We start from the raw sequence: 11,842 nt of genomic DNA, 5'->3' as shown, positions 1-11,842 counted from the left end.
AGGGGCAGTTCAGCCGGGGGCAGCAGGGGTACTTCCCAGTGGTAGCTTCCGTTCGGTAGCTGAGTAGGGCTACACGCCAGATACGCCTTGCCCATTCCGCGCAAGTCCAGCCCCGGCAGCTTCCGGGCGGTGGTGGTGAGGCTTCCTATCAGACTTTTAGGCAGCTTCAGGAAGACATGCACCCCGCCCTTGGGGGTTCGTTGCCGGGGGGCCTCGGCTAGCTCGGGGTATTCAGCCCGCAGCCTGGCCCAGGCCTGGGGGTCGTCGAAGTCCAGCACCAACACCTGCTCGGGGGGCAGGATACCCACCCCGGCGGTGGGCACAGCCTGCCACCAGCGGCGCAGCGCCTCGGGGTCGTGAGTGGCATTCTTCAACCCGTTAGGGGCCAACCGGCTGTGCGGGCGCTTCTCACCGGGCAGCAGGGGCAGCACCGCATACCCCAGCCGGGCGTACTCGAGGGCGGCTTGTAGGGGGTTAGACACGGCTCACCCCCTTCACAAGCTCGTCAATCAGCCGGGAAGCCTCGAGCCGATTAGCGGGTGTCGGGCCACGGTAGCCCAGGCTGTGAAGGTAGCGTAGTTGCCGCGCAGTCGGGGGCTGTTTTGCCCGCCATTGCGTTATCGCCTCATCTTCTCGCTCAGCCCGGATGCGGTGCTTCTCAGCCGGGGGCAGCGACTCCCACCACAGCGCCCAGCGTGCCCCGGCGAGCAGGGCCTCAAAGTCCAGTTCGGAGAGCAGCAGCAGGGTTTGCGCGGCCTCGAGGTGGCAACGGCGGCACGCCGTTTCGAGGGCATACCCCACCACCTGGTTAGGCTCGTTGCAGCCGGCGCGGATGGCTTGGAGCAGAAAGTTAGTGGCGGTGGCCCGCTGGTTGTGGGGGAAGTGCGAGAGGAAGGCCAGCCGGGCGTGTAGAATGTCGTTAGGGATTCCCACAGCCCACCCCCTACCGCTCCCCGCCAGCCCCGGCGGGGTTCTTGTTGGGCTCGAGCTCATCCAAGCGGCCTTCGAGCAGGGCTTCAACCACCCGGCGGGGAAACAAGTACCTTTTGCCCAACTTCACGCCATACCGACGCGCAACGGCATACAGGACATCACGCCCTACCCGGTCATAGCCAATGAGCCTGTGAACCTCAGAAAGAGTCGAAAGATGCGGGATGTTTTCCATACATCCCGCATGGTGTGGTGGTCAGGGCTTTGTTAGCTAGAACATTTGAGATGAATGCAAATGTTCACCCCTAGCTGCTCACCCAGACGCATTACTGCCATCCTCACGGCGGTGTCATCCGCTTTGAGCTCCAACTTCTCAGCTATTTGCTTGTAGCTAAGGCCCTCGAGCTTCAGGGCCAGCCAAACGAAGTGCTGGGGGTTATATTTGACCCTGGTCTTCTGCCATCCCGCTTCTCTGTAGGCATCTTCCACAGTTTGAATATAGGCATCCAGCCAGGCTATCGCTCGTTCTCGCCATCTTCCGGCGGGCATTGTTGCCGGGTCGTAGTCAGGGAAGGGTTCAAAGAACCAAACCAGGCGGGTAGTTCTGGGAGGGCTATCCCCCCAATCCCACCCCATCAAAACATACCCATCAGGGTCAGAGTGGTAGTCCTGTGCAAACGGTAGAAGTCCATCGGGCAGGCTGTAGCGAGCGAGCCAGTCTTCAGGGCCATGCTCCCGAAGGAAGGCTATCACTGTAGGCGCGTGCTCGAGCAGGGCCTTCCAGAGTTCCCACAGGTAACGAGATTTGAGAAAATCAGATTGCTTGGGGTGTGTGTACAGATCGGCCATCCTCTACCTTCCGGCCTCGACCCGGTAAGATAGAAGTGCACAGCGCCAAAGTGCACCCGGCCTCACCAGGTCGGGGTTTTCTTATCCATCAGGATACATCCAGGTACTACGGTTTTACTACGGTTTATTTACGGTTTATCCAACCGTAAGCAGCCGAATGTAACCTAATCCCTCAGCGTGATATTTCCGATAAGAACGGGATAATCCGAAGGTAGGCGTAAGCAGCCGTAATGCCAGAAGGCAACTGAAAATCGCAGTGTCGGCGGTTCGATTCCGCCCCTTGGCACCACAAACGCAGTCTTTGGACCCCCGCCGACCGGGCCTTTTTGTCAGACCCACGGTGGGCCTTTTTTAGTCCCCTCAACGGGCCAACGCACCGAGCTGAATAACCAGCTCCCAGAGCCCTGCCAGCCCCACCACGGTCACCACTGTCAAAATGGCCCAAGCTCCTAGAACTTCGGCCAAAGCGGGGGTTTCGGTACGCCACATGTCCGGCCTCAGCACCGCTCGAGCCGAGAGCAAGGCCGCTAAGAGGGCCAGGATAACCCACACAAACCCTGGCATACTGCTCTTAGGGTAGCCGCTTTGCGGCCCTGGGGGTGTGCGAAATGAACATCGCCGATGCTTCCCTGCCCATCCACGCCGCCTTGCCCGCCGTCCGGGCAGCCCTGCGGGAGGAGTCCACGCTGGTGCTGCAGGCTCCTCCTGGGGCGGGGAAAAGCACCGTGCTGCCCCTCGCCCTGCTCGAGGAGCCCTGGCTAGAGGGTAAGAGGGTCTGGATGCTCGAGCCCCGCCGCCTGGCGGCCCGCAACATCGCCGCCCGCATGGCCGCTTTACTGAAAGAGGCGGTGGGGGAAACGGTGGGCTACCGGGTGCGCTTCGAGAGCCGGGTGGGGCCCAAGACCCGGCTCGAGGTACTCACCGAGGGGCTCCTGACCCGTCGGCTGCAGCAAGACCCCCTCCTGGAAGACGTGGGGCTGGTCATCTTCGACGAGTTCCACGAGCGCAGCCTACAGACCGACCTGGGGCTTCTGCTCTGCCGCGAGGTACAGGCCCTGAGAGAAGACCTGCGCTTACTGGTGATGTCGGCCACGCTAGACGCAGAAGGGCTCGGGCGGTTTCTAGGGGCACCGGTGGTGCGGGTGGAGGGCCGGGCCTACCCGGTGGAGGTCCGCTACCTGGCCTCAGACCCCCAGGGCCCCCTGGGCGGGGTGGTGGCCGCAGGGGTAAGCCGGGCGCTGCGGGAGGAGGAGGGGGATGTGCTGGTCTTCCTGCCCGGGGTGGCGGACATCCGCCAAGCACAAAGGCTCCTCGCTGGGCGGCACCCTGAGGTTAGGATCACCCCCCTCTATGGCGACCTACCCCTGGCGGCCCAACAGGAGGCCATCCTGCCTGACCCTTTGCGGCGCAAGGTGGTGCTCGCCACCTCCATTGCCGAGACCAGCCTGACCATTGAGGGCATCCGGGTGGTGGTGGACCCGGGGTACTCGAGGCTCCCCCGCTTTGACGCCAAAAGCGGCCTGACCCGGTTGGAAACGGTGCGGGTAACCCGCGATGTAGCCGAGCAGCGGGCCGGAAGGGCCGGGCGGCTTGGGCCTGGGGTCTGCTACCGACTCTACAGCGCCGCTACCTTTGCCCAGCTTCTGCCCGAACGCAGACCGGAGATTCTGGAGGCCGACCTGGCCCCTTTGGCGCTCGAGCTGGCCGGGTGGGGTGTTCAGGACATCTGCGCACTGGACTGGCTCACTCCGCCCCCTGTGGGAGCGGTGCGGCAGGCCCAGGAGCTGCTCTCAGCCCTCGGGGCCTTGGAGGGCGGCCGCCTCACGGAGCGGGGCCGGGCCCTGCTCGAGTGGCCCACCCATCCCCGCCTGGCCTGCCTCCTGGTGGAGGGGGCCACCCTGGGGGAGGGGGCCCTAGCGGCAGACCTGGCCGCACTCTTGGAGGAACGCGACCCGTTACAAGGGGCTGGCGCAGACCTTTCCTTGCGCCTAGAAACCCTTCGGAGGTGGCGTCAGACTGGCCAAGCACCCCCCGGGGCCGAGGCGGGCATACTGGAGCGGGTGGAGCGGCTCAGCCGACAGTGGCGGGCCCGCCTGGGGGTACCCCCCTCCAACGCCATCCCCGCGCCCCGGGCCATAGGCCGCCTCCTGGCCCTGGCCTACCCCGACCGGCTGGCCCAGCTCCGCCCGGGGGAGCGGTCGCGCTACCGGCTGGCAAGCGGGCGGGGGGTGCGCCTGCCGCCGGATGACCCCTTAGAGGGGGCCCCTTGGTTGGCGGTGGCCCACCTGGACGCCGGAGCAGAGGAAGGGCGCGTCTTTCTAGCCGCAGAGGTGAGTCCCGAGGCGGTGGAGCCCTTAGGGAAGACCGTGGAAGTGCTGGAGTGGGACGAGCGGCAGGGCGAGCTCATCGCCGAACGACAGCAGCGGGTGGGGGTACTGGTTCTGGCCCGCGAGCCTTTCTCCCCCTCCTTGGAGCAAAAAGGGCCGTTGCTCTGTCGGGTGTTGAGGCGCGAGGGGCTGGGGCTTTTGCCCTGGACGGAAGGGCTACGGCAGTGGCAGGCCCGGGTGGAAAGCCTCCGCCGCTGGCGGCCCGAGGAGGGTTGGCCCGAGGTGTCGGACACCTGGCTTTTGGAAAACCTGGAAGGCTGGCTCCTTCCTTGGCTCCTTCCGGTGCGCCGCCGGGAAGACTTTGGCCGCCTCCCCCTGCGCGAGGCCCTAGAGGCGCTTCTTCCCTGGCCGCTCGCCAGCCGGCTGGAGACGCTGGCCCCCACCCACCTACAGGTACCCAGCGGCTCATGCCTCCGCCTCATCTACTCCCCCGACGGAAGCCCGCCGGTTCTGGCGGTGCGGCTCCAGGAGATGTTTGGCCAGGCCGACACCCCCCGCGTCAACGAGGGGCGCACCCCGGTCATGCTCCACCTCCTCTCCCCTGCCCGGCGCCCTGTCCAGGTTACCCAGGATCTGAGGAGCTTTTGGAACACCACCTACCCCGAGCTGCGCAAGGAGCTGCGGGGCCGCTATCCAAAGCACCCCTGGCCGGAAGACCCCTGGCGGGCCGAACCCACCCGCGGGCCCAAGCCCCGCTGAGGGTCCTCAGCGGCCATGCAGGGTGTCCAGCAGCTCTTGGTGGATGAGGCCGTTGGTGGCCACCAGGTAGCGCTGCCCCAGCCGATAGGCCTCCCCTTCCAAGCCGGTCACCTGCCCCCCTGCCTCCAGCAAAATCCGCCAGCCCGCGGCCACATCCCAGGGGTTCAGCTTGACCTCCCAGAAGCCGTCCAGCCGTCCGGCGGCCACATAGGCCAGGTCCAGGGCCGCGGCCCCCGGTCGGCGCACCATCAGCCCCTTGGCCAAGGCCCGCTGGAAGTAGGTTACGTTTTCGGGGTCTTTGTGCACGTCGTAAGAGAAGCCGGTGGCCAGCAGGCTCCCCAGGAGCTCCCGGCGCTCGGAGACCCGGATGGGCCTCCCGTTGAGGTAGGCCCCCCCACCCTTGGTGGCGGTGAAGAGGTCGCCCCGGGCGGTGTCGAGGACCACCCCCAGCACCACCTCGCCCTGGGCCTCGAGCCCGATGCTCACCGCGTAGAAAGGAAATCCGTGGGCATAGTTTACGGTCCCGTCCAGCGGGTCCACAATCCAGCGGAAGGCCCCTTCCCTGTCCTGCCCCTGTTCCTCCCCCAGCACCACATGGTCGGGGAAGCGGCTGGTGATGAGTTCTCGGATGGCCGCCTCGGTTTCCTGGTCGGCCTGGGTCACCAGGTCGGTGGGGGTGGACTTGCTGCTTTGGGTAAAGCCCTTGGCCTGGTAGTACTGGTGGATGCCCTGGGCCAAGAAGGCCGCCTCGAGGGCGGTCTGTAGGTAACGGTGAAGGTCCATGCCCTGGATTTTATCGGTGATGCTCCCTTCGCGTAACGCAAAGCGGCGGGGCTCGGTGCAAATAACGAACCATGAGAGCCTCCCTTGGCTAACCTGGGGTTGCTGTGGAGGCCGGTTTCGCCATCCTGTGCACCCTCCTGTTGCTCGCGGCCCACTGGGGGCGGGAGCGCTGGAGCCTGGTGCCCTGGGTCATGCTGGTCTCGGCCCTCAGCCTGTTGGCGCTAAGCGCCCGGGGGCCTTCCTTAGGCCTGACCCTCTGCTTGCAGTCGGGGTTGCTGGCCTTGGCAGCGCTGGACAACGAGCGGCGCTGGCGAAGCACCCTGCTGGGCCTGCTGCTGATTCACCTGCTCGCCTTAGGGCCGCACCTCCTGTGGCCCTCCTTCCTGCCCAAAGGGGCGGTCTACACAGGGCTTCACGGCCTGGCCCTGCTTTTGGCAGGGTGGGCCGCCCGCGGGGCCTACACCCGCTTGGCCCCGCGCAACCGCCTTCTGGCCCTAGCGGGGGGCTTGGGGGCCGCAGTCTTTCTAGACGCAGCTCTTCTGGCTGGCTGGACGGCCCTTCCCAGCCTCCTCTTGCAAGCCCTGGCAAGCGGGGCGCTGCTCTGGGGGTACCTCGAGCGCGTCCCACCCCTCCCCGCCAACCACCCCCTGCAGAGGGCCTATGCCACCTTGCTGCAGACCATGGAAGCCCTGGTGGAGCGGCCAGGGGAGGAACTCTGGCCCAGGATTTTGGAGTCGGCGGTACGGGTGGTGCCGGGGGCCCAGGCCGGCAGCATCCGGCTTCGCCAGGGCAAATACTTCGTCTTTGTGGCCCAAACGGGGTTTGGTGAGGGGATTCTTGGGGTGCAAAGCCACGAGGAGGAGGCCATGGCCTGGCACGGCGACCCGGAGGCCTGGCGCAGGGGGCAGCCCCGAATTGCCAACCACACTGACATCCAGCGCGTCCTCTCCTCCCACCTCCCCAACCAGGCGCTAACCCACCGGCTGGACTCCGCCAGCCAGCAAGGCCGCATCCGCCAGATCCGCTCCAACCTGTGCATGCCCATCCTGCTGGGGGGCGAGGTGGTGGCCGAGATCAACCTGGACGCCTTTCGCGACCGGGCCTTCAACGAGCAGTCGGTGGAGGTGGCCCGCCAGTACGCCCTACAGATCACGGTGCTGCTGGCCGGGCGTCGCCAGCAGGCCGAGCTCGAGGCCCGCATCCGGGAGTTTGAGGTCATAGAAGCCCTGAGTGCGGCCCTGCGGGGCCTAAGCGGCATCCGCGAGATCACCAAGCGGCTGGTGCACGAGACCATCCGCCTGATGAAATCCGAACACGCCGCCCTGCTCCTCATTGAGCCAGATGGTGAGCACATGCGCTGCTACGCGGCGGCCGGGTTTTTCCTCGAGGGACGGGACTGGCGGATTCCCAAAGGACGGGGCTTTAGCTGGGCCGCGGTGGAGGCCCGCGCCCCCATCTGGAGCCACTCGGCCCACCAAGACCCCCGGGCCTTCGGGCGCTTCAAACAACCCCGGCCCCCCTGCTCGGAGATAGCGGTGCCCCTCATCAGCTCCAAGGGGGAGCCGCTGGGGGCCCTGCTCTCGGCCCGCAACGGGGTGGCCTCCTATACCGAGCGGGACCTGCGCCTCATGCAGGTGATTGGCAACATCGCCGCCAACACCCTGGAGCGGGTGCAGGCCAGCGAGAGCCTGAAGGCCGAGGTCGCCGAGAAAACCGCCCTGCTGGAGCTCTCGCAGATGCTGGGGAAAAACGACGCCTCCTTGCCCCGGGCCCTGGGGGAGATTCGGCGGCTGGCCCACGCCGACGCGGCGGGCCTTTGGGTGCGCGAGGGGGAGGTCTTTCGCATGCGGGCCCTGGAGGGCCGTCTGGCCCCAGAGGTACAGGAGCGGCTGGGGGAGCCCGTACCCCGGGACCACCCCCTGGTCCAGCGGGTCTTTTCGGGGGAGGTGGTCCAGGTGGGGGACACGCTGAACCATCCCCACTTCCAGGCCCATGCCCAGGTAGGCCTCCGGGGGCTCTACCTGAGGCGGGTGGTGCAGGAGCCCGAGCTGGAGGCCGGGCTGGCCCTTTTCCGGCTCGAGCCAAGCCCCGGCTGGAGCCCCTCGGAGGAGCGCCTCCTGCAGGGGGCTACCCAGATGTTGGGGGCCCTCCTCTTACGGCTGGAGCGCACCCGGCAGCTCGAGGCTGCCTACGAGGGGGCGCTCAGGGCCATCGGGCTGGCCCTGGAAGCCCGAGACCGGGAAACCGCGGGCCACACCGACCGGGTGGCGGCCATGGCCGAGGCCCTGGGGCGGGCTTTGGGGCTGAGCGAGGGCGAGCTGCGCGACCTGCGCTGGGGGGCCTACCTGCACGACGTGGGCAAACTCGTCATTCCCGACAGCATCCTGCTCAAACCCGGCAAGCTCACCCCCGAAGAGTTCAGCACCATGAAGACCCACGTCCAGCTCGGTGATGACCTGGTGCGGCATCTTCCTTTTGTCCCGAAGGGGGCCCGGCAGGTGGTCCGCCATCACCACGAACGCTGGGACGGCCGCGGCTACCCCGACGGCCTTTCAGGTGAGCAGATACCCCTCTTGGCCCGCATCTTCGCGGTTTGCGACGTCTTTGACGCCCTCTGCTCAGAACGCCCTTACAAGCCCGCCCTGCCCACCCTGCAAGCCGTCCAGGAGCTGTGGCGCAGCGCCCAAAACGGGCACCTAGACCGCCAGTTGGTGGAAATCTTCCTCAAGCTCCAAGGCCTGGAGGAGGTGCTCCGGGCTTCCCAGGCGGCCGACTGAGCCTCCGTTGTTCCGGTCACGCTCCCGGCTGTTTTTTGCGCTATGATGGGGCCAATGGCCGAATTTTCACGGGATTTGCTGGGTCTAGAACAACGCATCGTCATGGTCACCGGGGCCGGCAGGGGCTTCGGGCGCTCTATCGCCCGCTCCTACGCCCGTAATGGAGCCACCGTCATCACCGTGGACCCCGACGTGGAGATGGCCACCGCTGTGGCCTCAGAGGTTGAGCAGCTAGGGGCCACGGCCATACCCATCCGAGGAGATATGTCGGTGGTGCTCGACGTGGTGAGCACCTTTGAGAAAATCGAGGAACTCTTCGGGATGCTGGACGGCATCGTCCACGTCACCAGCGCCGAGAGCAGAACCCCTTTTGTAGAGCTTCTAGAAAGCGAGTGGTACGACCTCCTGAACGCCGACGTAAAGTCTAGCCTGTACGTCTTGCAGCAAGGCCTGCGCTACCTGAGCGGAGGGGGTTTCGTCACCCTGGTGCTCCCCCCCCTGCAGCGGGACCAGCCCCATGTGGCGGCCATCCGGGGCGCGGTGGCCGGCCTGATTGAGGGGGCCACCCGCATCTTCCCCACCAACGTCCGGGTCAACGGGGTGGTGCCCAGCCGGGACCCGGTGAGCGAGGAGTACGACCGCTCCTTGGTCCGGGTAGCGGTGGCCCTAGGCTCCATGGTCTCCGAGGGGGTCCGGGGCCAGCTTCTAGAGGTGCTCCTGCCCGAACCCCCGCACCAGCCGGAGATATACGACCTCCTTAGGGAGCTTCCCTGAACCGGTATGAACTGCCCCTTCTGCGGATATCCCGATAGCCGGGTGCTGGACTCCCGCCCTTCGGACGAGGGCTCGGTAATCCGGCGCCGCCGGGAGTGCCCGTCCTGCAAACGCCGCTTCACCACCTACGAGCGGGCCCAGGTGGAGCCTTTGGTGGTCATCAAGCGCTCAGGGCGCAAGGAAACCTTTGACCCCAACAAGCTGTTGCGCGGCCTGACCCTGGCCGCCCGCAAGCGTCCGATTGACCCGGCTGTGCTGCAGGAGTTTGCTTTCAGCTTCGAAGATACCGTCAAGGAAATGGAAATCACCTCCGAGGAAATCGGCCTGCGCTCGCTGGCCTTCCTAAAGGAGCTTGACCCGGTGGCCTACATCCGCTTCGCCTCGGTCTACCGGGAGTTTGACAGCCTGGAGAACTTCATCGAGGAGGTGCGCAAACTCGAGGGCCAGAGCGCCCCCAAAGCCTCAGAAACCGAGGAGCCGGCTAACCTGGACGACGAGGCCAAGCTGGGAACGGTCTAGCCTCTGCCAAACCCCGCCAGCGACGGTAGAGCCATATGGACGCCCAGATGGTGCCCAAGGCCAGAAGCTGTAGCAGGGTACCCAGCCAGGGGTTCTGGGTGACCTGCCAGTAGTCTATGAGGTTGTATAGGGGCACCATGACCAAAAGGTGCCAGGTAAAGGTCCAAAGGGAGGCCGAGCCCAGCGGCAGGAGAAACCAGCCCACCGCACGGTTCAAGGGGCGCCAGAACCAGGTGATGAGGATGTAAAAAGCCTGCAGGAAGAGGGCCACCAACAAAAGCCGCGGCCAGACCAAAGCCTCGGTGTGCTCTCGCCCTAAGGTGGCCTTGTCCAACCCCGGAAACCACCCGCGGGCGTGGGCGAGGACCAGAAAAGCCGCCGCAACCAGAACGGCCACCCCAAGCCTGTCGCGCAGATGGGGCCGCTGGGCCCAGAAGCGGGCCAGCGCCGGGCGGTGGAAGCCGATGACCAAGCCGGCGAAGAAGAGAATCTGCCAGGCGGCCGCCTTAAAAACCGAAGCGATGGGCACCCCCACCACCTGAGGGAAGACCTGGCTCAGCCCGTAGAGCACGGCCGCTGCCAGCAGCACCACCCAGGCCTGCCGGCGGTAGAGGAACCAGAAGGCCAGCGGGGTGAAGAGCAGGTAGAGCACGTAAAGGCCCAGTATCTCCGAGCCGTTGTACCCGTTTTGCAAGGTCAGCACACCGGCCACGAACTCCAAGAGGTTCTGCTGCTTGTCCCAAGGGTCGTACCAGACCTTGAGCCCCAAAAGGCTCAGGCCCAAAAACCCCAAAGCGATTAGGACCGCGGTACGGTAGAGCACCAGGAGCCTAGAAAGGGCCCGCTCAACGGACTGCAGGAAGGTCTGGCGGCTGGCCAGCAGACCCAGGGTGAGGCCGGAGATGAAGTAAAACCCCTCCGCGGCGCTGATATAAAAGTTTAGCCGGCCCGAGAAGACGTACAAGAACGATTCCCCGCCGATATGGTCTATGGCCATGGCGAAGAGGCAGAACCCCCTTAGCCAGTCAATGCGAAGGTCGCGCCCGCCTTGGTCTTGATACACCCAGAACGATGGCCGAAGCAGCATATACTGACCAGCATAGACCCGCCGGCCCCCTACCCTGGGTCAAATGACGGGCTCGCAGCGCACCTATGCTCCGCAGGTTTCGCACCCTCCTTTCCGTCTGGTACGCCTACTTTCTGGAATACCGAGCCGAGGTGCTCCTTTGGGCCCTTGCGACCGTGCTGCCCTTAATCCTGATGGGGGTCTGGACCAAGGCCGCGGAAGGGGGCGATTTTGCCCTTTCGGCCGCGGAGTTCGCCCGCTATTTTCTATGCGTCTTCCTGGTGCGGCAGCTCACCATTATCTGGGTGATTTGGGAGTTCCAGGAGGACGTGGTACAAGGGCGGCTCTCGTTTAAGCTGCTCAAGCCCCTAGACCCCGGCTGGGACTACTTGGCGCAGCACCTGAGCGAGCGCCTGACCCGGCTACCCTTTGGCCTTCTCATTGTGGGGGTGTTTTTGCTCGTCTACCCGCAAGCCCGGTTCGTGCCAGAGGCAGAAGGGCTGCTGCTGGGGCTGGCAGCTTCAGTGGCCGCGTTTCTACTGCGCTTCCTGATGCAGTACACCTTCGCCCTGCTCTGCTTCTGGACAGAGCGGGGCGCGGCGATAGAGGAGCTGTGGTTTGTGGCCTACATCTTTCTCTCAGGGCTCATCGCGCCTCTCTCGGTCTTCCCCGAGGCGGTGCGGAATCTGGCCCTTCTGACCCCTTTTCCCTACCTGGTCTACTTCCCCGCCTCGCTCATCGCGGGCCTGCCGGTCTCCGGAGGGGTACTTCAGGGGTTCGCGGTGCTGGGCGCCTGGTTCGCGGTGCTCTGGATCGTCAATCGCTGGCTTTGGCGGAAAGGCTTGAAGCAGTTCTCCGGCATGGGGGCCTAATTGCCCTCCCCAGAATCCCCAGGACCAGGGGCGGGGTTGGAGGACCCGCCCACGCTGGCCCAGGCGTACGAAGAGCGCAGCAGCTCGAGGTCCTTCTGGTCAACCAACCCATCCCCGTTGAGGTCGCCCTCCAGCCGCTGTGCAGGGGCGCTGGGAGGGGATGGGGTCTGGGCGGGAGCAGGGGCC

At 65.7% G+C, this 11,842-nt stretch carries 11 protein-coding genes and 1 pseudogene; 5 read left to right on the top strand and 7 right to left on the bottom strand.

Going from position 1 to position 11,842, the window contains the following annotated elements; genetic code table 11:
* The 4 genes from Mlute_RS11620 to Mlute_RS11600 form a co-directional block, all read right to left on the bottom strand.
* The coding region (locus Mlute_RS11620) for a bifunctional DNA primase/polymerase (RefSeq protein WP_147371077.1) at positions 1 to 482 on the bottom strand (482 nt) is incomplete at its 3' end.
* Positions 475 to 933 carry a DUF3072 domain-containing protein gene (locus Mlute_RS11615; RefSeq protein WP_245958950.1) on the bottom strand — a complete coding sequence of 153 codons (459 nt, stop codon included), beginning with the start codon at positions 931 to 933 and terminating at the stop codon, positions 475 to 477. The genes Mlute_RS11620 and Mlute_RS11615, both read right to left, overlap by 8 nt.
* Before the next feature lie 264 nt (positions 934 to 1,197).
* A complete protein-coding gene (locus Mlute_RS11605; RefSeq protein ID WP_063843357.1) occupies positions 1,198 to 1,779 on the bottom strand; it encodes a hypothetical protein in 582 nt (193 codons plus the stop codon).
* Positions 1,780 to 2,139: 360 nt separating this feature from the next.
* Positions 2,140 to 2,343 carry a hypothetical protein gene (locus Mlute_RS11600; RefSeq protein ID WP_119360799.1) on the bottom strand — a complete coding sequence of 68 codons (204 nt, stop codon included), beginning with the start codon at positions 2,341 to 2,343 and terminating at the stop codon, positions 2,140 to 2,142.
* Between the two features lie 44 nt (positions 2,344 to 2,387).
* Between Mlute_RS11600 and hrpB the strand changes: the two genes are divergently transcribed.
* Positions 2,388 to 4,865: an ATP-dependent helicase HrpB gene (gene hrpB / locus Mlute_RS11595; RefSeq protein WP_182482554.1), complete on the top strand. Its 2,478-nt coding sequence runs from the start codon at positions 2,388 to 2,390 to the stop codon at positions 4,863 to 4,865.
* A gap of 6 nt (positions 4,866 to 4,871) precedes the next feature.
* On the opposite strand, the gene Mlute_RS11590 is transcribed toward hrpB, so the two are convergent.
* Entirely contained in the window at positions 4,872 to 5,648 is a 777-nt protein-coding gene (locus Mlute_RS11590; RefSeq protein ID WP_119360798.1) for an inositol monophosphatase family protein, read from the bottom strand.
* A 104-nt stretch (positions 5,649 to 5,752) separates the two neighbouring features.
* Here Mlute_RS11590 and Mlute_RS11585 point away from each other — a divergent pair, with 104 nt between their 5' ends.
* From Mlute_RS11585 to nrdR, 3 genes are read left to right on the top strand one after another with little or no spacing between them, the layout of a single operon-like run.
* Positions 5,753 to 8,425 (top strand): HD domain-containing phosphohydrolase, encoded by a 2,673-nt coding sequence (locus tag Mlute_RS11585; protein WP_119360797.1) that lies wholly within the window; start codon positions 5,753 to 5,755, stop codon positions 8,423 to 8,425.
* Positions 8,426 to 8,479: 54 nt separating this feature from the next.
* On the top strand, positions 8,480 to 9,199 hold the full coding sequence (locus tag Mlute_RS11580) for an SDR family NAD(P)-dependent oxidoreductase (protein ID WP_119360796.1): 720 nt from the start codon (positions 8,480 to 8,482) through the stop codon (positions 9,197 to 9,199).
* A gap of 6 nt (positions 9,200 to 9,205) precedes the next feature.
* The gene (gene nrdR / locus Mlute_RS11575) at positions 9,206 to 9,718 is read left to right on the top strand and encodes a transcriptional regulator NrdR (RefSeq protein ID WP_119360795.1); all 513 of its coding nucleotides are present in this window, start codon (positions 9,206 to 9,208) and stop codon (positions 9,716 to 9,718) included.
* On the opposite strand, the gene opgC is transcribed toward nrdR, so the two are convergent.
* Positions 9,681 to 10,805: an OpgC domain-containing protein gene (gene opgC, locus Mlute_RS11570; RefSeq protein ID WP_119360794.1), complete on the bottom strand. Its 1,125-nt coding sequence runs from the start codon at positions 10,803 to 10,805 to the stop codon at positions 9,681 to 9,683. The two genes, nrdR and opgC, sit on opposite strands and share 38 nt — an antisense overlap.
* Before the next feature lie 65 nt (positions 10,806 to 10,870).
* On the opposite strand from opgC, the gene Mlute_RS11565 reads away from it, so the two are divergent.
* Complete coding sequence (locus Mlute_RS11565) at positions 10,871 to 11,656, top strand: ABC transporter permease (RefSeq protein WP_119360793.1); 786 nt, start codon at positions 10,871 to 10,873, stop codon at positions 11,654 to 11,656.
* Here Mlute_RS11565 and Mlute_RS15865 read toward each other — a convergent pair.
* Positions 11,653 to 11,842: pseudogene (locus tag Mlute_RS15865) on the bottom strand (Ig family protein); the annotation flags it as partial. The gene Mlute_RS11565 and the pseudogene Mlute_RS15865 overlap by 4 nt on opposite strands.

The sequence above is a fragment of the Meiothermus luteus genome (genome assembly GCF_003574085.1).
Lineage (GTDB): Bacteria > Deinococcota > Deinococci > Deinococcales > Thermaceae > Meiothermus > Meiothermus luteus.
The sequence above is the reverse complement of the archived record's forward strand: the minus strand, read 5'-3'. Positions and strand labels throughout refer to the sequence as shown.

Coding starts and splice junctions, on each gene's coding strand:
- Mlute_RS11605 (WP_063843357.1), bottom strand. CDS start 1,779: ATGGCCGATCTGTACACACACCCCAAGCAATCTGATTTTCTCAAATCT.
- Mlute_RS11600 (WP_119360799.1), bottom strand. CDS start 2,343: ATGCCAGGGTTTGTGTGGGTTATCCTGGCCCTCTTAGCGGCCTTGCTC.
- hrpB (WP_182482554.1), top strand. CDS start 2,388: ATGAACATCGCCGATGCTTCCCTGCCCATCCACGCCGCCTTGCCCGCC.
- Mlute_RS11590 (WP_119360798.1), bottom strand. CDS start 5,648: ATGGACCTTCACCGTTACCTACAGACCGCCCTCGAGGCGGCCTTCTTG.
- Mlute_RS11580 (WP_119360796.1), top strand. CDS start 8,480: ATGGCCGAATTTTCACGGGATTTGCTGGGTCTAGAACAACGCATCGTC.
- nrdR (WP_119360795.1), top strand. CDS start 9,206: ATGAACTGCCCCTTCTGCGGATATCCCGATAGCCGGGTGCTGGACTCC.
- opgC (WP_119360794.1), bottom strand. CDS start 10,805: ATGCTGCTTCGGCCATCGTTCTGGGTGTATCAAGACCAAGGCGGGCGC.
- Mlute_RS11565 (WP_119360793.1), top strand. CDS start 10,871: ATGCTCCGCAGGTTTCGCACCCTCCTTTCCGTCTGGTACGCCTACTTT.